This is a genomic window from Gilvimarinus gilvus, from assembly GCF_030518155.1.
GTDB classification, from domain to species: Bacteria; Pseudomonadota; Gammaproteobacteria; order Pseudomonadales; family Cellvibrionaceae; genus Gilvimarinus; species Gilvimarinus gilvus.
Window position 1 is genome coordinate 21,790 of the sequence record NZ_JAULRU010000577.1, and the last position, 21,558, is coordinate 43,347.

20 protein-coding genes and 1 tRNA gene are annotated in these 21,558 nt (G+C 53.7%); 5 read left to right on the plus strand and 16 right to left on the minus strand.

The window, feature by feature from the left end; all coding sequences use genetic code 11:
* Nucleotides 1-3 precede the first annotated feature (3 nt).
* Nucleotides 4-1,836 carry a fasciclin domain-containing protein gene (locus QWI17_RS12870; protein ID WP_302722919.1) on the minus strand — a complete coding sequence of 611 codons (1,833 nt, stop codon included), beginning with the start codon at nucleotides 1,834-1,836 and terminating at the stop codon, nucleotides 4-6.
* A 303-nt stretch (nucleotides 1,837-2,139) separates the two neighbouring features.
* On the opposite strand from QWI17_RS12870, the gene QWI17_RS12875 reads away from it, so the two are divergent.
* Together QWI17_RS12875 and QWI17_RS12880 are read left to right on the plus strand one after the other, a co-directional pair.
* Nucleotides 2,140-2,766: a sigma-70 family RNA polymerase sigma factor gene (locus QWI17_RS12875; RefSeq protein ID WP_302722920.1), complete on the plus strand. Its 627-nt coding sequence runs from the start codon at nucleotides 2,140-2,142 to the stop codon at nucleotides 2,764-2,766.
* The gene (locus tag QWI17_RS12880; protein ID WP_302722921.1) at nucleotides 2,763-3,410 is read left to right on the plus strand and encodes a ChrR family anti-sigma-E factor; all 648 of its coding nucleotides are present in this window, start codon (nucleotides 2,763-2,765) and stop codon (nucleotides 3,408-3,410) included. The genes QWI17_RS12875 and QWI17_RS12880 overlap by 4 nt, the downstream gene beginning before the upstream one ends.
* An 84-nt stretch (nucleotides 3,411-3,494) precedes the next feature.
* Here QWI17_RS12880 and pnp read toward each other — a convergent pair whose 3' ends face one another.
* The 8 genes from pnp to QWI17_RS12920 all read right to left on the minus strand — a co-directional run bounded on the left by pnp (nucleotide 3,495) and on the right by QWI17_RS12920 (nucleotide 12,731).
* Nucleotides 3,495-5,645, minus strand: a complete 2,151-nt coding sequence (gene pnp / locus QWI17_RS12885; RefSeq protein WP_302722922.1) for a polyribonucleotide nucleotidyltransferase — start codon at nucleotides 5,643-5,645, stop codon at nucleotides 3,495-3,497.
* Nucleotides 5,646-5,750: 105 nt separating this feature from the next.
* Nucleotides 5,751-6,020, minus strand: coding sequence for a 30S ribosomal protein S15 (rpsO, locus tag QWI17_RS12890; RefSeq protein WP_302722923.1), 270 nt, complete (start codon nucleotides 6,018-6,020; stop codon nucleotides 5,751-5,753).
* Between the two features lie 122 nt (nucleotides 6,021-6,142).
* A complete protein-coding gene (gene truB, locus QWI17_RS12895) occupies nucleotides 6,143-7,090 on the minus strand; it encodes a tRNA pseudouridine(55) synthase TruB (protein WP_302722924.1) in 948 nt (315 codons plus the stop codon).
* Complete coding sequence (gene rbfA / locus QWI17_RS12900) at nucleotides 7,090-7,473, minus strand: 30S ribosome-binding factor RbfA (RefSeq protein WP_302722925.1); 384 nt, start codon at nucleotides 7,471-7,473, stop codon at nucleotides 7,090-7,092. Before rbfA ends, truB begins: the two co-directional genes overlap by 1 nt.
* An 87-nt stretch (nucleotides 7,474-7,560) precedes the next feature.
* Nucleotides 7,561-10,266, minus strand: coding sequence for a translation initiation factor IF-2 (gene infB / locus QWI17_RS12905; protein ID WP_302722926.1), 2,706 nt, complete (start codon nucleotides 10,264-10,266; stop codon nucleotides 7,561-7,563).
* A gap of 66 nt (nucleotides 10,267-10,332) precedes the next feature.
* Nucleotides 10,333-11,814, minus strand: a complete 1,482-nt coding sequence (nusA, locus tag QWI17_RS12910) for a transcription termination factor NusA (protein ID WP_302722927.1) — start codon at nucleotides 11,812-11,814, stop codon at nucleotides 10,333-10,335.
* 41 nt (nucleotides 11,815-11,855) lie between these two features.
* A complete protein-coding gene (rimP, locus tag QWI17_RS12915; RefSeq protein WP_302722928.1) occupies nucleotides 11,856-12,311 on the minus strand; it encodes a ribosome maturation factor RimP in 456 nt (151 codons plus the stop codon).
* A gap of 343 nt (nucleotides 12,312-12,654) precedes the next feature.
* Nucleotides 12,655-12,731, minus strand: a tRNA-Met gene (locus QWI17_RS12920).
* Nucleotides 12,732-12,943: 212 nt separating this feature from the next.
* Here QWI17_RS12920 and QWI17_RS12925 point away from each other — a divergent pair.
* A complete protein-coding gene (locus QWI17_RS12925) occupies nucleotides 12,944-13,363 on the plus strand; it encodes a DUF4399 domain-containing protein (protein WP_302722929.1) in 420 nt (139 codons plus the stop codon).
* A gap of 36 nt (nucleotides 13,364-13,399) precedes the next feature.
* On the opposite strand, the gene QWI17_RS12930 is transcribed toward QWI17_RS12925, so the two are convergent.
* The 7 genes from QWI17_RS12930 to bioB all read right to left on the minus strand — a co-directional run bounded on the left by QWI17_RS12930 (nucleotide 13,400) and on the right by bioB (nucleotide 19,679).
* On the minus strand, nucleotides 13,400-13,579 hold the full coding sequence (locus QWI17_RS12930) for a DUF3094 family protein (RefSeq protein WP_302722930.1): 180 nt from the start codon (nucleotides 13,577-13,579) through the stop codon (nucleotides 13,400-13,402).
* Nucleotides 13,580-13,691: 112 nt separating this feature from the next.
* A complete protein-coding gene (locus QWI17_RS12935) occupies nucleotides 13,692-14,603 on the minus strand; it encodes a putative metalloprotease CJM1_0395 family protein (RefSeq protein ID WP_302722931.1) in 912 nt (303 codons plus the stop codon).
* Between the two features lie 11 nt (nucleotides 14,604-14,614).
* Nucleotides 14,615-14,845 (minus strand): hypothetical protein, encoded by a 231-nt coding sequence (locus tag QWI17_RS12940; RefSeq protein WP_302722932.1) that lies wholly within the window; start codon nucleotides 14,843-14,845, stop codon nucleotides 14,615-14,617.
* Between the two features lie 326 nt (nucleotides 14,846-15,171).
* Complete coding sequence (gene bioD, locus QWI17_RS12945) at nucleotides 15,172-15,852, minus strand: dethiobiotin synthase (protein ID WP_302722933.1); 681 nt, start codon at nucleotides 15,850-15,852, stop codon at nucleotides 15,172-15,174.
* Complete coding sequence (gene bioC, locus QWI17_RS12950) at nucleotides 15,849-17,408, minus strand: malonyl-ACP O-methyltransferase BioC (RefSeq protein WP_302722934.1); 1,560 nt, start codon at nucleotides 17,406-17,408, stop codon at nucleotides 15,849-15,851. Before bioC ends, bioD begins: the two co-directional genes overlap by 4 nt.
* Complete coding sequence (gene bioF / locus QWI17_RS12955; RefSeq protein ID WP_302722935.1) at nucleotides 17,405-18,589, minus strand: 8-amino-7-oxononanoate synthase; 1,185 nt, start codon at nucleotides 18,587-18,589, stop codon at nucleotides 17,405-17,407. Before bioF ends, bioC begins: the two co-directional genes overlap by 4 nt.
* 19 nt (nucleotides 18,590-18,608) lie before the next feature.
* Complete coding sequence (gene bioB, locus QWI17_RS12960; protein ID WP_302722936.1) at nucleotides 18,609-19,679, minus strand: biotin synthase BioB; 1,071 nt, start codon at nucleotides 19,677-19,679, stop codon at nucleotides 18,609-18,611.
* A 113-nt stretch (nucleotides 19,680-19,792) separates the two neighbouring features.
* On the opposite strand from bioB, the gene QWI17_RS12965 reads away from it, so the two are divergent.
* Both QWI17_RS12965 and QWI17_RS12970 read left to right on the plus strand, forming a co-directional pair.
* The gene (locus QWI17_RS12965; protein ID WP_302722937.1) at nucleotides 19,793-20,479 is read left to right on the plus strand and encodes a ComF family protein; all 687 of its coding nucleotides are present in this window, start codon (nucleotides 19,793-19,795) and stop codon (nucleotides 20,477-20,479) included.
* A gap of 55 nt (nucleotides 20,480-20,534) precedes the next feature.
* On the plus strand, nucleotides 20,535-21,527 hold the full coding sequence (locus QWI17_RS12970) for a serine/threonine protein kinase (RefSeq protein WP_302722938.1): 993 nt from the start codon (nucleotides 20,535-20,537) through the stop codon (nucleotides 21,525-21,527).
* Nucleotides 21,528-21,558: the final 31 nt, after the last annotated feature.

A 21,558-nucleotide genomic window follows, 5' to 3' on the forward strand; every position in this document is an offset into this window, starting at 1 on the left:
GCTCTAGGGTGCTAGCGTTTCGGTAATCACGGTATCAATGACATGAATTACACCGTTATTTGTGTAGATGTCATAGACCATTACATTAGAGCCTTGCACCTGCAACATTCCATCAACGATCTCTATCGTCACATCGTCACTCGCCGCAGTACCCACACTGGTGCCATTCAGGGTAAAGGCCGTTACCGAATCAACGGCTGCGCCCTGAATCACATGTTGCAGTAACACCTGCGTCAATGCGGGTACATCCATGATCAAAGCATCGAGGGTTGCGCTATCGATTTTGGCAAAGGCGTCGTCCGTTGGTGCAAATACGGTGAAGATCTCAGCTTCATCTGCCAGGGTTGCATCCAGCCCAGCCGCTTGCAGCGCACTAACCAATGTCGTGAAGTTGCCTGCCGCTATGGCTGTCTCGACTATATTGCTGTCGGGCATACCCATTTCGGCCGGTGGCATCATCACCTGATCGATTACATGAATCACGCCATTGTCGGCCATCACGTTCGCCTGGCTGACCATCGATGTGTTGATGTAGAGATCTTCACCGCCGAGAGACAAACCAGCCATATCGCCGTTACCCATTGTGACTTTCGGCATATCCGAACCGGCAGCCGCTATTGCCCCATCCGCTAAAATTTCGCTACCTACAATGACGTGATAGAGAAGTATATCGGTTAGGGTATCGGTATCAGCCAGAAGGGCATCTATCGTATCCTGGCCAAGAGCTGCGAAAGCATCATCGGTCGGAGCGAATACGGTAAAGTCCGTATCCAGATCGGCCAGCGTGGTGTCCAAGCCGGTAGCCTGCAGAGCAGCGACCAAGGTTGTGAAGTTTCCTGCTTCCATTGCTACATCCACAATGGACATCGGCGGTGCTGGCAAATCGACGTCACCCACAATAACCGTGTCAATCACGTGAATAATACCATTGGTGGTGTATAAATCTTCCATCACCACCTTGGCACCGCCAACCGTTAGCATGCGGTCAACAATATCAACCAGAACTTCTGCACCGCTCGCGGTAGTTACATTGGTGCCGTTGGCAGCATAAGCGTTAACCGACGTTACTTCACCAGCCACAACGTGCTGGAGCAGCACCGCTTCCAGTGCATCGGCATCGCCCAGCAGCGCGGCAATGTTGTCAGCACCAACCATATCGAAGGCTGCATCGGTGGGAGCAAAGACGGTATAACTCTGGGACTCATCGGCTAAGGTTGTATCTAAGCCTGCCGCTTGCAGAGCCGCTACCAGCGTTGTAAAGCTGCCGTTATCTACCGCGGTTTCAACAATGTTCATAGTGGGTTCGCCGCGCTCTGCCGGAGGCATCAGAACCGCATCTATGACATGAATCACGCCATTGTCCGCCTCGACATCGGCCATGGTCACAACGGACAAATTCGCCATCAAGGACTCGCCTTCCAGAGATAGACCCACACTCTGACCATTTGCCATTTCGACCGTTGAGCCAGCGCTAGAGATAGCGGCTGACGAGTCTACCTCGCTGCCCGCGATCACATGGTATAGAAGGATGTTAGACAGAGTGTCCGGATCAGCTAACAGAGCATCGATAGTGTCCTGGCCAAGCAAAGCAAACGCGTCGTCTGTTGGCGCAAACACTGTGAAGGTTTCATTTTCATCGTCCAGTGTAGCGTCGAGGCCGGTTGCCTCAAGCGCCGCCACCAAGGTTGTAAAGTTACCATTTGCAGCCGCAACATCGACAATGGTTTTCGCCGGTTCGGGCATCGGTTCATTGTCGTTATCGTCGTCACTGCCGCAGGCGGCCAGGCCCAGCGCCAACAACACCATTGCGGTAAACCTCATTAATGTAGCTGTCATTGTTGTTCTCCCATGCGATTATTAGGTTGCTCGTTCGACTCAAGCTACGCAAGCCGTGAAAGAAAAGATCAAATAAAATGGGTCGCATCGAATATTTTCGAACATAGAATCGATTTTTTTGATCCGATGTATGCACTAGCGCGTAATTAGCGAAACACAGTGCTGTTGCCACACCACGCCTAGGCGCATTAATTTACATTCTGCCCAACGTGCCGGTCGATGCACTACGTGCTAAGCTGATGATCCAAGAGCATTCTGTGGCCGTATCTAACAGCAACTTAGGTTTTTAAAAGAGGCTTCACGGTGACTCAACGAAAAACGGCGGCAAAGGTCACATCAATGGAAGCGGCAAAAACTGGCATGGGTTCTGATGAGGCAAAGAAGTGGGGTCGCTTACTTCAGCAAGTCGCTCACGATCGTGACCGGGCCGCTTTTCGCGAGATATATGAATACTTTGCACCACGTATCAAGGCCTACGCCATAAACCAAGGTATAGGTCAGCAGGCTGATGAACTTGTTCAGGAAGTGATGACCAGCGTCTGGCGCAGTGCTGATAAGTACGTGGATACGCTGGCATCGCCTTCAACCTGGATTTTCACAATCACCCGCAACCAGCGCATCGATCTGCTGCGCAAGCTCGGGCGGCTGAAGGCGGAGATCAATGTTGAAACCGAAGACCTCTGGCAAATCCCCACGGAAGAGGACACAACAATCCATTCCATACAAGCCCTGGCGGCGGAAAAGCATATCCGCCACAGCATTAAACAGTTGCCTGAGGAGCAATTAATTGCCGTGCGTAAAGTTTATTACGAGGGAAAGACTCACCAGGAGGTGGCTACCGAGTTGAATGTTCCTTTGGGAACGCTGAAAGGGCGTCTGCGCTTGTCTATGCAGAAGCTCAAAGTGATGCTGGAGTCTAAAGATTTATGAGTAACCATCACCCAGACGACATCACCATGCTGGACTACGCTGCAGGCACGCTGCCTATGGCACAGTCTCTGGCCGTTGCCGCGCACTTGTTTCTATGCGAAACCTGCCGCACTCGTACCACCCAGCTCAACACACTGGGCGGGGCTGTGTTGGAGCAATCTTCGCCACAGCAAATCAAGGTACAGGAGTTTGATCGGTTTATGGATGGCATTGACGACGAGTCAGTGGCAGCAAAGGCAGCCGTGCCTAAAGCGAAGAACGGCAACCCTCTGGCGAAGATTCTACCCGAGCGGTTTAGCGATATTAATTGGCGGCAACAAACCAAAGAAATTGCCGAGTATGATTTGACAAAATCTCTGGGATTGAAAGGTTATCGCGTTGCCCTACAAAAAATTAAAGCCGGCGCGAGGGTACCTGAGCACACTCACAAAGGGCGAGAATTGACCGTCATATTGAGCGGTGGCTTCTCCGATGAGCTCGGTGTTTATCATGAGGGCGATTTCGTCTCGCGCGATGCAACGCATCAGCACACACCCACAGCGCTACAAAATGAAGACTGCATTTGCCTGACCGTACTCGATGCGCCTATACGCTTTACCGGGCCACTTTTACGTTGGTTAAATCCTTTGTTTGCCTGGCGCTGAGAGACCACTAACGGTATTGTCAAAACGAAAAAGGCCCGGCAGTGAAACTGCCGGGCCTTTTGCTTAATCCAATCTACTGCTGAATTAAGACTCTTCGCTGTTGCCTTCTTCCGCTGTCGCAGCTTCAGTTGGCGCCTGGGCACCGCCCTCTTCAGCCTTCGCTTCTTTGATAGACAGCTTGATACGACCACGTTGATCAACGTCGAGACATTTAACGCGCACCACTTCACCTTCTTTCAGGTAATCGGTAACGCTATTAACACGCTCATCGGCGATCTGCGAGATGTGAACCAGACCATCTTTACCTGGCAAGAAGTTCACAAACGCGCCAAAATCGACGATGCGAACCACGGTACCTTCGTAGATGGCACCAATTTCAGCTTCAGCGGTAATGCCTTCAATACGCTCAACAGCAGCGCGCAACGCGTCGCCATCGTCAGCGTAGATTTTCACCGTACCATTGTCGTCAATATCGACAGACGCTCCGGTCTCTTCAGTAATAGAGCGGATCGTTGCACCGCCTTTACCGATGATGTCGCGAATCTTGTCTGGATTAACTTTAATGGTTTCAAAACGAGGAGCATTGTCGCTTATGGTCGTACGCGACTCGGCAATCACTTTGTTCATCTCGCCCAGAATGTGCAGACGCGCATGCAATGCCTGCTCCAGAGCGATTTCCATGATTTGCTCGGTAATGCCTTCGATCTTGATGTCCATTTGCAGCGCGGTGATACCGGAAGAGGTACCCGCCACTTTAAAGTCCATGTCACCCAGGTGATCTTCATCACCGAGAATGTCGGTCAACACGGCAAACTTTTCACCTTCTTTCACCAGGCCCATAGCGATACCGGCTACTGGTGCTTTCAAAGGAACACCTGCATCCATCAACGCCAGCGATGAGCCACATACAGAGGCCATAGAGCTGGAGCCGTTAGACTCGGTAATTTCGCTAACCACACGCATAGTGTATGGGAAGGTATCTGGATCTGGCAGTACCGCCGCGATGCCGCGGCGAGCCAAACGACCGTGACCCACTTCGCGACGACCAGTACCACCCATACGACCACACTCACCTACCGAGTAAGGAGGGAAGTTGTAGTGCAACATGAACGGGTCTTTACGCTCGCCTTCAAGTGCGTCAATGATTTGCGCATCGCGGGCATTACCCAACGTAGCAACCACTAAAGCCTGAGTTTCACCGCGGGTAAACAGCGCAGAACCGTGAGCTTTATTGAGCACACCAACTTCAACTTCAATCGCGCGTACGGTTTTTTGGTCGCGGCCGTCAATGCGAGGCTGGCCTTCAACAATGCTGGTACGCACAATAGCTTTTTCCAGCTTGCCAAAGGCTTTTTTCACGTCTTCTTCGCTAACGCTGCCGCCTTCTTTGACTAGCTCCGCAACCGCTTGGCCACGAAGTTCAGACAGACGGTCATAACGCTTAGCTTTATCGGTAATGCGATAAGCTACGCCAATAGAGTCACCAAAGTCGCGCTCAATCGTCGCGGCCAAATCAGCGTTAGCCGCTTCTGGCTGCCAATCCCATTGAGGTTTACCTGCATCGCGAGCCAGTTCAGCACACGCCTGAACAACCGCCTGCATTTCCTGGTGAGCGTAAAGTACGGCGCCCAGCATAATGTCCTCAGGCAACTCATTGGCTTCTGACTCCACCATCAGTACCGCGTCTGAAGTACCGGCAACAACCATGTCCAGCTCAGAAGATTGCAGCGCTTCGTAGCTTGGGTTCAACAGGTAACCGCCGTCCTGGGTATAACCAACACGAGCAGCACCGATAGGGCCGCTGAACGGGATGCCGGAAACGGCTAATGCGGCAGACGTACCAATCATGGCTGGGATGTCTGGGTCCACAGTTTTACAGGTTGACATAACGGTACAGACAACCTGCACTTCGTTCATGAAACCATTCGGGAATAGTGGACGAATTGGACGGTCAATCAGACGAGACGTCAAAGTCTCTTTTTCTGAAGGTCGACCTTCGCGCTTAAAAAAACCACCGGGGATTTTACCGGCCGCGTATGCTTTTTCCTGATAGTGTACAGACAGCGGAAAAAATGCTTGGTCTGGTTTGGCCTCTTTGGCACCAACAACGGTACAAAGTACGGATGTTTCGCCCATGGTAACCATAACCGCTCCGGAGGCCTGGCGCGCAATACGCCCAGTTTCCAAAGTTACGGTCGCATCACCATATTGAAATTTCTTAATAATCGGATTCACTCTTCTATCCTTTACTTACCTGACATTGCGTTGTTCTACGCAGCTTCTTGGGCTCAATTACAGATTTTCAACAAAAAAGTGCCCGCAAAAGCGGGCACTTTGCAATTAGCGGCGCAGACCCAGTTTTTGAATCAGAGACGCGTAACGGCTGGTATCTTTACCCTTCAGGTAGTCCAGCAGTTTACGACGCTGGTTTACCATGCGGATCAGACCGCGACGGGAATGGTGATCCTGCTTGTGGCCGGCAAAGTGGTTTTGCAGTTTGTTGATGTTGTGGGTCAACAGAGCTACTTGCACTTCCGGAGAGCCAGTGTCACCTTCGGCTTGTTGATACTCTTTTACAATTTCAGATTTTTCTTGTGCACTTAGTGCCATTGTCGTTTCCTCATTACAATATGCCTTAAAGTTACAGCCTTACCCGTGCATATTTACAGGTAGGCCAGACTACGACACCCGCTTGCGCAGGTGGGTTTATCGCCCAGGGCGATAAATTCGGTTTACTCAGCGTTGGGGCTATTCGCCACCGAACGCTTGGGCGCCACACGGCCCTCTTCGATAGCCGCAACGCCTAAAAATTGTCCACTTTCACAAAAGACACGCACCATATCACCTTCTTGGCCGACGCGATAGACCTGCGCATCCATAACCGGGTTACCCATGCGAAAATAGTAGGCACTTTCGGCACTCAATTCAACGCGAGGCAAGTGATCAACGGGGGCGTCAACCGGCAGTAAATGGTGGTCGAGCGACTCAGCTCTACCTTCTCCCCTCTCATGGCTTAGAGCCTCAAGGGTGACACACTGAGCTTCATCGAAACCGCCGGTAAAGGTACGGCGAAGTGCACTGACATGCCCACCGACGCCCAGCGTTTCGCCGAGATCTTCCGCCAGAGAGCGAATATACGTCCCCTTGGAGCAATGGACCTCTACATCAACTTCTGCGCGGAATCCTGAGCGGAACGCCAAAAGATCATACTCCAGGATCTCCACCCGGCGCGCCTCTCGGCTCACCTCAATGCCTTTGCGGGCCAATTTGTAGAGTGGCTGTCCATTTTGCTTGAGAGCCGAATACATGGGAGGAATCTGGTCTATTTCTCCCACAAACTGGCCTATAGCTTGCTCAATCTGAAGCTGCGTTAACGCTGATGCATCAACACTCTCAAGTACCTCGCCCTCGGCATCACCAGAGGCCGTTTTCTCGCCCAGCACAAAGGTCGCGCGATAATTTTTATCAGCATCAAGCAAATACTGGGAAAACTTCGTGGATTCACCAAAACAAATGGGTAGAACACCGGTTGCGAGCGGGTCTAGACTACCGGTATGGCCAGCTTTTGCGGCGAAATATAGTCTCTTCGCTTGCTGCAGAGCATGGTTAGAACTCACACCCAATGGTTTATCCAGCAATAATACGCCATCGATAGCCCGGCCTTTTCTTCTACGGCCCATTATTCGTCCTCGTCGCCACCCTTAGAGCGATCTTCGGCCACAGCCTTGTCGATCAAAGAGGACAGCGCCTGACCGCGCACCGAGGTGTGGTCGTAGTAAAACTGCAAACGCGGCACTGTACGCATGTTCAATTCTTTTGCCAGCAAAGTGCGCAAGAAGCCCGCAGCCTTATTGAGCACTTCGCCACTGGCACGGCTTTCAGCCTCATCGCCACCGATCAAGGTGAAATATACCTTAGCAAACGACATATCGCGCGAGACCGTGACGTCATTAATATTGACCATACCCACCCGCGGGTCGCGGATTTCCTGTTGAATCATATTCGCCAGATACCGCTGTATGGCATCACCGACTCGATCTGAACGAAAAAATTCTCTGGCCATTTTATCACCTGCCTCAAACAAAAATGCCCCGGCGCCCAGTGTCACTTAACACAAGTACGCGCCGGGGCGACTGGTATGCGCGTACGATTAAAGCTCGCGCGCTACCTCTTTAACTTCAAACACTTCAATTTGGTCGCCGACTTTAACGTCGTAGTTTTTAACACCAATACCACACTCCATGCCGTTACGAACATCGTTCACATCGTCTTTAAAGCGACGCAGTGACTCCAGTTCACCTTCAAAAATTACCACGTTGTCACGCAGTACACGGATGGGCTTATTGCGATACACAGTACCTTCGGTAACCATACAACCGGCCACCTGACCAAACTTGGGCGAGCTGAATACTTCACGCACATCGGCAATTCCGACAATCTCTTCAACACGCTCTGGATCAAGCATGCCCGACAGAGCACTTTTAACGTCATCCAACAGCTGATAAATAATGCTGTAGTAGCGGATTTCGATACTCTCTTGCTCGGCCAGGCCTCGAGTTGAACCGGACGCACGAACGTTAAAACCAATGACAATAGCATTCGACGTCATCGCCAGGTTCACATCATTGTCGGTAATACCACCAACACCAGAGGAGATTACCTGCACTTCAACTTCGTCGTTACCGATGTCGGCCAAAGATGCCAAAATCGCTTCTAACGAACCACGCACATCGGCTTTTACCACGACGGACAGAATTTTCTTCTCGCCCCCGTCCATGTTGGCAAACATATTTTCCAGTTTTGCCGCCTGCTGGCGCTGCATACGCTCTGTGCGCTCTTTCTCGGCACGGAACTGCGCTACTTCACGAGCTTTGCGCTCGTCTTCAAGCACAACAAACTCGTCACCCGCGCTCGGGGCCGTATCCAAACCAAGGATCTCTACCGGCGAAGAAGGGCCTACCTGCTTCACTTGCTGGCCCAATTCATTCATGGCAGCACGCACCCGGCCGTAGCTTTGTCCCGCTAACACCAAATCACCGTGCTTCAAGGTACCCTGCTGCACCAATAAGGTGGCAACCACACCGCGACCTTTATCGACACGGGACTCCACCACCACACCTTGCGCAGGCGCATCGGCCACTGCCTTCAATTCCAGCAGCTCTGCCTGCAAGGATACAGCCTCAAGCAGCTCATCAACACCATCGCCAGTGTGCGCGGAAACTTCAATGAACTGAGTATCGCCACCCCAATCCTCAGGAATAACTTCTTTCGCAGCCAACTCATTTTTAACGCGGTCTGGGTCAGCACTTTCTTTGTCACACTTGTTAATGGCGACAACAATCGGCACACCAGCGGCACGCGCGTGAGTAATCGCTTCTTCAGTTTGTGGCATTACACCGTCATCAGCAGCCACAACCAAAATAACGACGTCCGTGCACTGAGCACCGCGAGCGCGCATTGCGGTAAAAGCGGCGTGTCCGGGAGTATCCAGGAACGCAACTTCGCCGTGACTGGTAGGAACACGGTAGGCGCCGATGTGCTGGGTAATACCACCCGCCTCACCTGAAGCCACCTTGGCCTTACGAATGTAATCCAGCAAAGACGTTTTACCGTGGTCAACGTGACCCATTACCGTCACAACCGGGGCGCGCGGTATTTCTTCGCCTTCCACTTTAACGTGTTCTTCCAAATGGGTTTCGATATCATTTTCGCTGACAAGCTTTGCCGCATGCCCCATTTCCTCAACCACTAACTGAGCAGTTTCCTGGTCCAGCGGCTGATTGATGGTGGCCATAACACCCAGCTTCATCAACTGTTTAACGACTTCAGCACCCTTGATGCTCATGCGTTGCGCCAACTCCGACACCAAAATGGTCTCTGGCACTTCTACTTCATGAATCATTTTTTGCGTCGGCTTTTTGAAGCCGTGCTTATTCGAAGCTTTGTGAGCGGCACGAGCGGCGCGACGGCGCTGCATAAACGCCTGATCGAGATCGTCATCAGCCAATTCGTACAAATCGGCTTTGGAGGATTTCTTCGGCCCCATACCTTTTTTACTTTTGGTACGTTTGCTGCGCGGAGTTTCGTCATCTTCGAAGTCTCCACGGCGATTTTCTTTCTTGCGGCCGTGCTTAGTGTCTGGCTTATTGGGCGCAGGAGCGGCATCAGCTGGAGCTGTGGGCGCGGCTGGCTTCGCTTTTGGCGCTTGCTTTGCAGTTTTCGCTGTTTCCTCTGCCGCTTTTTGCTCGTCACGCGTCTTTTTCAGCTCTGCTTCACGCGCAGCGTCTTCAGCCATGCGGCGCTCTTGGGCGGCGCGACGTTTCTCTTCAATGTCGTCAACAAAGGAGCTTCGCACAGGTTCAGCAGACGGAGCTTCTGGCTCAGCCTCTGGCTCTTCTGCCACAGGTTCCTGCTCTAGCGGCTCCGGCGCGGTTTCTGGCTCTGGCTCAGAAACTGGAGCAGGGGTTTCAACCACCGGCTCTTGCTCAACTTCGGGAGCTTCATGCTCGGCCACTTCTGGCGCCAAACTTTCATCCAACTCGGGGGAATCGTCACTGGGCTTGCGCTTAACGTAGGTGCGCTTCTTACGCACTTCGACATTAACCGTTTTACGGCCGCTGCCACTTCCCGCTTTCAAGGTGGTTGTGGTTTTACGCTTCAACGTAATTTTGCGAGGCTCACTGGTCGACTCACCGTGGCTGCTTTTCAAATAGGCGAGTAATTGCTGCTTCTCTTCGTCAGAAACCACCTGATCTTCAGCGGTCTGATCAAGCCCGGCTTCCTGCATTTGTTTAAGCAGTCGCTCAACGGGAGTTCCCACTGACTTGGCGAGTTCGCTTACTTTTACTTCTGCCATTCTATTTCCTCAGTTGTAAATTTTGCCTTCTAGCTCACACGTCTACACGTCCAACAACGTGTGGAATCAGGCAAACCAGGGCTCGCGGGCTTTCATAATCAACGCAGCCGCGCGCTCTTCGTCAACACCGCCTATTTCCAGCAATTCATCAATGGACTGCTCAGCGAGATCTTCCATGGTCACAATGCCACGGCTCGCCATTTTGACCGCCAGCTCGCGGTCCATGCCTTCCATATTAACAAGGTCATCGGCCGGCGCCGCGCCCTCGAGTTGCTCCTCTGATGCCAATGCCTGTGTTAACAATGCGTCTTTTGCACGCGCACGCAACTCCTCGGCAACATCTTCATCAAATCCTTCAATGGACGCAATCTCATCAAGCGGCACATAAGCTACTTCTTCGATACTGGTGAATCCTTCCTCAACCAGCACCTGAGCTACGTCTTCATCAACATCCAGCGCGTTAATAAACACCTGAATGTATCCGCCGGTTTCGGCTTGCTGCTTTTCTTCCCACTCAGCGGAACTCATTACATTGATATCCCAACCGGAGAGTTCGCAAGCCAAACGAACATTTTGACCGCCCCGGCCAATTGCCATCGCTAAGTTGTCTTCACCGACGGCCAGATCCATGGAGTTGGCCTCTTCGTCAACAACAATGGATTCAATTTCGGCAGGAGACATAGCGTTGATCACAAACTGCGCCGGGTTATCATCCCAAAGCACAATATCGACGCGCTCATTGCCCAACTCATTGGATACGGCCTGCACGCGCGAACCGCGCATACCAACACAAGCACCTACCGGATCAATACGACCATCGTTAGTATTGACGGCAATCTTTGCCCGCAGACCTGGGTCACGTGCCGCCCCGCGAATTTCAATAATACCCTCAGATATTTCCGGGACTTCAATTTTAAACAGCTCAACCAACATTTCTGGGCAAGAGCGGCTCAGGAACAGCTGTGGGCCACGCGACTCAGAACGCACGTCCTGCAGCAGCGCTCGAACACGATCGCCCATTCGAAAAATTTCTCGGCCGACCAATTGGTCGCGCGGCAACAAAGCCTCGGCATTATTGCCGAGATCTACAATAATACTGTCACGAGTCACTTTCTTTACGGTGCCGTTGACCAGCTCGCCAACTCGATCGAGATATTCATCGACCATCTGCGCACGCTCAGCTTCACGCACTTTTTGCACGATAACCTGCTTAGCGGTTTGCGCAGCGATACGTCCAAACTCTACGTTTTCAATTTGCTCGCGGTAAATTTCACCTATTTGCAAATTTTCATCAACTTCTGCAGCTTCCTGAGTGGTCCACTGAGTGCCCAGCTCTGCCATCACATCATCTGCAACCACTTCCCAACTGCGGTGAGTTATATAGTCACCTGTGGTCCGATCGATTTTAACTTCGATAGTGGAGTCTTCATCAAAACGTTTTTTTGTCGCCATCGCTAAGGCACTTTCAATGGCCTCAAAGATCACATCCTTGTCGACACCTTTCTCGTTAGAAACGGCGTCTGCGACCAGCAAAATTTCTTTGTTCATGAGTCAGCCTCTTCAACTCCTGCAACCAATCGATAACTCGATCAGAACTGGGGGACAATATTTGCTTTTTCTATAGATTCAATCGGCAACAGATACTCTTCATTATCCACCACCAAAACAACGTCACTGTCTTCAATGGCGTTGATACTACCTTTAAATTTACGCCGCCCATCAAAAGCAATCCGCAGCTTAACCGCAGCGACATGCCCGATAAAACGCCGAAACTGTTCCAGCGTAAACAAAGGACGGTCCATTCCTGGCGAAGACACTTCCAAGGTGTACTCACCTGCAATAGGGTCTTCTACATCCATCAGCGCACTGAGCTGGCGACTCACTTTTTCACAGTCTTCCAGCGAAACACCTTCATCGGTATCGATGTAAACGCGAAGTATTTTTTGGGGTCCGCCGGTAATGTACTCCACCCCCCAAAGTTCGCACTCCAGAGCCTCGACGGTCGGAGCAAACAATGCTACCAATTGTTCTTCTTTGGACGCCATAATCAATTCCTGAAACTTCGACCAGCGAGGCGAAGGCCCGTGGTTCCGACCGCACCTGACTGCAAAAGTCGGCGCCAAAAACAAAAAATGGGCCTCTAGGCCCACTTTAGTACTGATCGCCACCGGCCTGACACCCGCGGCAGTGGTACCCCACTGTCTTTCAGATACAAAAAAGCCCCATGCAGGGGCCTCAGGTTACGCCCGTGCTTAGGGCGCCGGCTGAGCATTCACCATAGAATACTTCAACCTATGATTCCAGCAAAGCATGCTGGGGCCACCTGCTGTGGCATTACTGTCTTAAGACAGCGGATCAATGATCCAACATCATCATCAATCCTAAATTTGGTAGCGGGGGCTGGATTCGAACCAACGACCTTCGGGTTATGAGCCCGACGAGCTACCAGGCTGCTCCACCCCGCATTCGCAACTCAGTGTCGGGCTTTGCCCTAACCGAGGACGCGCATTATAGGGAGGCACATGCCATCGGTCAAGGGTAAATTTATTTAAATTCCAATTGTTTACATAGCCGCGCGCAGCATGACTCCCTATAATCAAATCTGCACAATAAGCGAGTCAGCCATTTCCGAAGACCGCATCATATTTTTGTGAATCAATGAAGTTAAGGAGTTGCTATGTTTGCCACCAAGCTCAAACTCACGCTGGGTACACTAACGCTTGCGATGACAAGCCTGACCATGACCGCCAGCGCCGAAGACGCCGATGTGTATTTTATATCCCCTGCCGACGGCAGCACTGTAAGTAGCCCGGTTAAAGTTCAGTTTGGCCTTACAGGCATGGGAGTAGCGCCTGCCGGCGTAGAGAGAAGCAACACTGGACACCACCATTTATTAATCGATGTTGACACGCCACCTGCACCCGGCCAGACCATTCCTTCCGATGAGAACCACAGGCATTTTGGCGGCGGCCAAACCGAAACCACCCTCGAGCTGAGCCCAGGCACACATACGCTACAGCTGCTGGTAGGCGACCACCTGCACCGCCCACATGCAACACCGGTAATGTCGGAGAAAATCTCTATAACAGTAGAGTAACTCTTTTCCCACACCAACTTGGCGTCGCGGGAAGAACTACACCACCCCGTGACGCCAAGCGATATAAAAACTAATCAGGCTCATCACGGTGAGCAACGCCAGTAAAGCCGCAAACAGCGTCCACACCCTAAATGGCTTGCGCTCAGTGCTGTTGACACCACGGTGCAAGACGCTATCGACCCGCGCCTGATCCTCTGCTGACAGCTTACTTGTCATTACCCCACCTCTGTCGATTTATACTTGTTCGCAGACGCACGAGATTAACAGTAATTGAAGGGAAACTCACGCCAACAAGCGCACTAAACAAAGCATACCAAAGGAGGGAATCTTATATTTTTTGGCTAAACAACGAACCGGTGCCAGCAGGCGGCTCAACGACACCAATTTCGATCAACCGGCGATTAATATCGATGTTGCGGGCACTGGCTTGTGCAAACTCTTGGGCACGCTCTTCGCGGCGGCGCTGTTCTTGTGCCTGCCTTTCAAGTTCTGATTCACGTGCACTATCAGATTCGCGCACTGCATCGGGCTGAGCCTGCTCCTGCGCACGCGCTTCAGCTGCCTGCTCACGTTCCAGACGCTGAGCTTCACGCTGCTCGGCAACCAGATCCGCTCTTGCCTCGACAGCAAGCTGGGCCGCCCGGGCCGCGACTCGCCGATCCTGCGGGGAAGGCTCCGCCGGCGCCAAGGCGGCGCGACGAACCTGCTCGGCTTTTTCAATAGTGGCCTGCGGATCGCCTGGTACTGCACTGACATCAATGCCCACCTCTCCTGAAACGGCATAACTCACACCATCAGGGCCACGCTCATACTGATAGCTAGGCGCTCCGGCATACTGCCCGCCCACCGCAGCGTGTGCTCGCTCATGAGAACGAACTTCACGATCGCGAGCGGACAGCTCGCGTATCTCAGCTTGCTCTTGCTCTAACTGTTGGCGCTCGGCGCTTGATGGTTTGTCGCCGTCACGCGCCGCTTCACCTCGACTGTCACCGTCCGGCTCCGCTTCCGGCGTTTCATCTTGCGCACTACTTAAAATCCGGGTGCGCTCACGCTCTTCCACTTCGCCCGAGCGCTGCTCCGCAGAGCGCTCGTTAGCACCGCGGGCTGACTCTGCACTCTCCTCGAGAGGCTTGAAGCTCGTGGACTTAAGCTCGGTACTTTCCTGACTCACGGCCTGCCGCCCCAGTGGCGCGTAGGGCGCTACTGCATTGGCAAAATTTGAAGGCAATGAGTTAATCACAGTTCAGTTCCTTAGGCGTCGATATCAAGCAAGGTACCGATAGACTTATCGGCCGCCTCGATCACACGCGCACTGCTGTCAAACACCTGTTGCTGCGCCTGAATATTAATCAGCGGCTCGACAACATCCTGGGCTTGGTCACCCTGCGCTACCTGAGTAATCTGCTGAGCGGATTTAGCGATCTCGGCCTGCGAGCTTTGCAACCCGATCAGACCTTGATTGACGACTGAGCCAACGTCCATAAACACCTCTCAAACCTTACATTTCGCGCTATAAGCTACTTGAGGCCTTAGCACACTAAAATCTATTTCCAGTTATTTAGTATTTTAGCTCCGAATGAGTACAAAAAACAACCAACAGTGGCGCCAATTTCACCGAACATAAGAATGGTTAGTGTTAAAGCAAGAGAATAAAAGCGCTAAGGCTTATAAGGGACGGGGGACGGGGGACGGGGGACGGGGGACGGGGGACGGGGGACGGGACGGGACGGGACGGGACGGGACGGGACGGGACGGGATTGTATCCATCAACCGTCAACCGTCAACCGTCAACCGTCAACCGTCAACCGTCAACCAACATCTTCCGGCAGCACAAGATACTCCGCGACCGCCGCTGGAGTGGGATCAGCCAGAAACGGCACCGAACCCAGGCAAGGCGCGGGCAGGCGCTCTTTCAAGCATTCGATATTCGCGGCGATGCACGCGCTGTGCGGATCAATTACATTGGCAACCCAGCCAGCAAAGGCTAAACCATCGCGCTCGATCGCCTCTGCCGTGAGCAAGGCGTGACTAATACAACCCAATCGCATCCCCACAACCAGCACTACTGGCAGCTGCAGCTGCTGAGCCAGATCAGCGAGAGTTTCGTTATCATTGAGAGGCACCCGCCAACCGCCAGCTCCTTCGACGACCGATATAGCGGCCCCCTGTGCAAGCACGCGCTGTACTTTAGGCAGCAGATCCGCCACCTGTAAGCTCAGCCCAGCTTGCTGGGCCGCGATATGCGGGGCAATGGCCGGAGCCAAGGCAACGGGGTTAACCGCATCATATTCCAGCTCGGGGTGACACTCAGCCATCAAGGCAAGGGCATCGCTATTGCGCAACCCCTGCTTTTCCCGCGCGCACCCAGCTGCGATCGGCTTAACCGCCGATGTGGTGAGTCCGCGCTTTGCGGCAAGGTGCAACAACGCCGCTGCCACTTGGGTTTTACCAACGTCGGTATCGGTTCCCGTTACAAAGTAATGATTCATGTCGGCTTACTCGCGCTCACGTAGCAAACTTGATAGGTCACCGGCAGACCTTGGTCTGTGCGCTCAGCCTCATAGGCGGCCTCCAGCCTGGACAGGCGCTCGCGCCCAGTCAACCCCTTGGGCCGGCCTGTATTGACGTTGTGGGCGCCCAATGCCTTGAGCTCTGAGCTCAGCTCTCGCAAGCTGGCGCAGTGCAACAAAACTGTCTCTTGGCGAATCTCGATATCGATAAAACCGGCCGATTTCAGCGCTTGCACCACAACATCTGCCGCCACAAAACGATTGACGTGGATATATTTATCCACCGCCTGCCATGCTTTGGCCAATTCTGCCAGAGTGCCGTCAGTGAGCGTAGACAAACACAGCTGCCCACCGGGGCGCAGGCTCCGCAATAACTCGGAGAACAAACAACCCTGATCCTCGCACCACTGAATGGCTAAACTCGAGTAAAATGCAGCGATACTGCCAGAGGTAAACGGCAAGGCCTCGGCGTCGGCACACAACCACGCGTCCGCCGGGCGCTGCTGCTCTCGCGCATGCAACAACATCCCCTCAGCGAGATCCAGCGCCAGCAAATTGGCCTCAGGATTACCCCGCTTAAGATCGTTTAGAAAGTGCCCGGTTCCGGACCCCAAGTCCACGACCGTGCCTGAAGTGGGAGCCAGCCCCTCTAACAAGCTCTGCCCCACTCGTCGCTGCAGGCGTGCCGCTGAGTCGTAACTGGCGGCAGCCCGCGAAAAGGATTTAGCCACCCAGCGCTTATCCAGATGATTGCCAACGACAGGGCGTAAAAAGTTGTTCAGCGCAGATAACACTTGCCCGGTTTGATCCCAGTGCAAAGCGTGGCCGGCACCGCTAATAACCTCCACCTGATGCGAGGCATTCAAGCCCCGCATATCATCCAAAACCTGCGCCGGTACTAAGGCATCCTCAGCGGCTAAAAGGTGTAGACACGGAATCCGGGTTCGCTGCAGCGTTTGCCGAAAATCGGCTTGACTTAGAATGCTTAACCCCTGACTCCAGCTGGCCATACATGTCGAATCCGGTAGCTGCACCAGACCTCGCAAATGGCGTAAGCGGGCACGCTCATCATTGGCGCCTTGCGCGACCAATCCACAAAAACGCTTCAGGGTGGTCGCGGGCTCGGCATCGAAACCGCGATTAAACAACCGGTTCACTTGGCGGTCCATGGCACGGGGCCAATCGGGCGCGGCAACAAACTTAGCGTTACACGCCAAGGTGGCAATGGCGCTCACGCGCGCGGGATACTTCTGTGAGTAAGCAAGTGCTAACATACCACCTAGCGACCAACCCACCAACGCTGCACTCGCAGGTAGAGATTGTGCCAGGAATTCTAGCCAAGCCTCCAGATCGGATTCCCGCTCTGGCGACTCCCCGCCAAAGCCCGGGAGATTCACATTCCAAACGTCGGCCAACTGCCGCAATGGCTCTATCAATGGCTCCATGGAAGAGCGGTCAAAGCCCCAGCCGTGCAGCAACACGATAGGCTCAGATTGAGTGGGTGACGTCGACTTATAGATTTCAGGGTTGCTCATAGCGGCTCTTTACGCAGCTCCTGCTGAGCCTCAGCGAGCGCCTTTAGCAAGGCGTCTACCTGATTGTTCGTGTGCGCTGCGGTCAAGGTCACCCGCAGCCGGGCACTGCCCTCGGCGACAGTGGGTGGGCGAATAGCCGCAACCCAAAATCCACGTTGGCGCAGCGCATGGGACATCGCCTGCGCATCCGCATCGGCGCCCACCACAATGGGCTGAACAGCGGTCTTTGACGGCATCAGGGTTAAACCCAACTGCTCCGCACCCGCGCGAAAACGCGCGATCAATTCGCCCAGGTGCTGGCGACGCCACGGCTGCTCAGCCACCAACTGCAAACTGCGCCGGGTAGCAGCCGCAACCGCCGGTGGCATTGCGGTGGTGTAAATATAGGGGCGAGCCAACTGTATCAAAGCTTCAATAAGCTGCCCGGAACCCGCTATAAAAGCCCCGAAGGTACCGAGCGCCTTACCCAGAGTCCCCATCAATACCGGGACATCGTCTTGCTCCAACCCCAGTAAATCAAGAGTACCGCGACCATTGGGCCCCAAACAGCCAAAACCGTGGGCGTCATCCACCATCAGCCAGGCATCATACTCGCGGGCAAGCGCAACTTGCTGCCGCAACGGGGCAATATCGCCATCCATGCTGAAGACACCATCGACCGCAATCAGGGTGCGGCCGCTATCGATCTTACTGAGGCGCGAGCACAACGAATCTATATCATTATGCAAAAAGCGGTTGAACTTAGCGCCGCTTAACAGCCCGGCATCAATCAGCGAGGCGTGATTGAGCTTATCTGCGAGGATATGATCGCCACGGCCGACCAGTGCGGTGACCGCCCCCAGATTGGCCATAAACCCGGTGGAAAACACCAGGGCTCGCTCGCGCCCACAAAAAGACGCAAGCTCTTGCTCCAGCGCGTGGTGTTCCGCGCTGTGACCGCATACCAGATGTGAAGCGCCACTGCCCACCCCAAACTGATCGATACCTTCACGCATTGCCAATGCGACATCGGGGTGATTTGCCAACCCCAGATAATCGTTGCTGCAAAATGCCAGGTACGGTACACCGTCGACCGTCAGTTCCGGCCCTTGCGGGGAGTCGATTCGCGGGCGTACGCGATAGCGGCTGAGCGCGCGGCGCTCATCGAGCACCGCCGCCAGGTGTTGTTCAAAGGGGTTCATTGTGGGACCGCTGGCTACCTTATTTGGCCGCGTCGTAAAAGAACTGGTCGTTGTGTGCCGACTCCAGCGCACCGGATATTTGCGCTTCGACAGCGGTATCATCATCGTGCACGTGGCGCTGCTCAGGCTGAATCCCCAAACGCGCGAATAACTGCATATCTTTGTTCGATTCAGGGTTTGCGGTGGTTAATAATTTCTCACCGTAAAATATCGAATTAGCTCCCGCAAAGAAGGCCATCGCCTGCATTTCATCGCTCATTTCTTCACGCCCTGCCGATAAGCGCACATGCGACTCAGGCATTAAAATACGGGCAACGGCAATGGTACGAATAAACTCCAACGGGTCGAGGTCCGCCTCTTGATCGAGCGGCGTACCCTCTACTTTAACCAGCATATTAATGGGCACCGACTCCGGGTGCTCAGCCATGTTGGCTAACTGCTGCAACAGACCCGCGCGATCGGCCGCCTTTTCGCCCATACCAACAATGCCGCCACAACACACCTTCATACCCGCCGCACGAACATTAGACAAGGTATCGAGACGGTCCTGATAAGTTCGCGTGGTGATAATCTCACCGTAGTACTCAGGTGAGGTATCCAAATTGTGGTTATAGTAGTCGAGGCCAGCCTCAGCCAAGGAGCTGGCCTGCTGCTGATCGAGCATACCCAGGGTCATACAAGTTTCCAGGCCGAGAGATTTCACCTCTTTCACCATTTTGGTGACATAGGGCATGTCCTTACCCTTCGGTGAACGCCATGCCGCGCCCATGCAGAACCGAGTCGCGCCCGACGCCTTAGCCGCCTTTGCCTCTTCGACCACTTTTTCCACCTGCATCAGCTTTTCACGCTCCAGACCGGTGTCGTAACGTGCACTCTGAGGGCAGTACGCGCAATCTTCCGGGCAGGCCCCGGTTTTGATTGAACACAGGGTGCTTACCTGCACTTCATTGGGGTTGAAATGCGCACGATGCAGGGTCTGCGCCTGAAACAACAAATCGTTGAACGGCAGCGCAAACAGCGCCAGAATTTCATCTCGCGTCCAATCGTGACGCACAGCACCAACGGGCGCATGAGTGACAGGGGCGTTCATAATAATTCCACGGTTAGTGCGCAAAGCGCTGGATATGATTAGACTGTTTTAGAGGTGCCATAATAGTGGCCCTGCGGACGCTGTCAACCTAAAAAGGACTTTGAGGTTAACCAATGCAATTTACCCCCGTGTGCCTACTGTGCCAGCAAAGAGCGGCCCAGCGCTTGTGTCCCGACTGTTACACCGCCATCGCCCACCTGGCCATCGGTACAAACCAGTGCCAGCAATGCGCTTTGCCTCTCGCTCCCGAGGAGCCCTACTGCGGTGAATGTCTGGCGCTGCCGCCGAGTTTCGACTGCGCATACATCCCATACCGTTACCAATACCCTCTGGATTATCTCGTGGCCCGCTATAAATTCAGCAGCTGTCTGGCATCTGGCCAGCTATTACGGGAACTGTTTACTCAATTTATCGCAACTTATGCGCCGACACCTGACATAATCATTCCTACGCCTTTACATTGGCGCAGCCAATTTAAACGGGGTTACAACCAGTCACTGCAACTTGCGCGAGCTGCAGCGCAAACACTCGACCTACCCGTCAGTACCAAACACCTTTACAAATTACGCCACACCCCTGTACAGCACGGCCTGCCCCGACGCGAGCGCAAGCTCAACCTGCGCCAGTGCTTCCACTGCAAACCCTTGCAAGGACAGGCTGTCGCCCTAGTTGACGACGTCGTCACTACGGGGACGACCGCGCGCGAGTTGAGTAAACACCTACTTCGCGCCGGCGCCGGATCCGTGCATATTTGGGCGCTGGCGCGAACACCAAGCGCACGACACACACATGATTTGTAGACAGGGGGAGGCATCGACAACGTACAATGGTGGCTTTCTTGGAGCAGAGTAATTTATGAGTGAAGCAAACCAGGCGGGCCACCCCTACGAAAAGTTAACACCAGATTTGGTGATGGATGCCGTCGAACATCTGGACTATACCTGCGATGCCCGTGTGTTTGCCCTCAACAGTTACGAGAACCGGGTCTATCAGGTCGGGATCGAGGATCAGGTCCCGCTGATTGCCAAGTTCTACCGCCCGGAGCGCTGGAGCGACGAGCAGATACTGGAGGAGCACCGCTTTTCCCAGGCGCTGTTTGATCTCGGGGTTTCGGTTGTTCCGCCCACCAGACTTGACGATGTCAGCCTGCACACATTCAGCGGTTTTCGCTTTGCGCTCTACCCTCGCCAGGGCGGGCATGCGCCAACGCTGGATAACTTCGACCACTTGCTAAGTCTGGGCCGCTCGCTCGGCCGCATTCACGCATTGGGGCGCGTAGCCCCCTTTCAAAGTCGACCCGAGCTCAACACCGAAAGCTTCGCCCAAGCCAGCTACGAATTTCTACTGGACAACAATTTTATTCCGGACTCACTGGTCGCAGCTTACGAAACTTTAGGGCGCGATTTAATCGAACGCTGCCAATCGATACTTGCCAGTGTCGACTACCAACGTATTCGTCTGCACGGCGACTGCCACCCGGGCAATATTCTTTGGCGTGATGACTCCGCACATTTTGTCGATTTCGACGATGCGCGCAACGGCCCCGCCGTGCAAGACTTATGGATGCTCCTATCTGGCGAGCGAGCCCAGCAAACCGCGCAGCTGTCGGAGATTTTAGAAGGCTACAATGAGTTTTGTGATTTCGATTGCGCCGAGTTGCCACTGATTGAGGCGCTGCGCACATTGCGCCTTATGCACTATGCCGGCTGGCTGGCCCGGCGCTGGCAAGACCCGGCCTTTCCCCACAGCTTCCCTTGGTTTAATACCGAGCGCTACTGGGCCGAGCATATTCTGGAGTTGCGCGAACAGCTGGCAGCACTGAACGAGCCAGCGTTGGAAGTATATTAAACACAACCAATAGATAGGGTAGAAATTGATA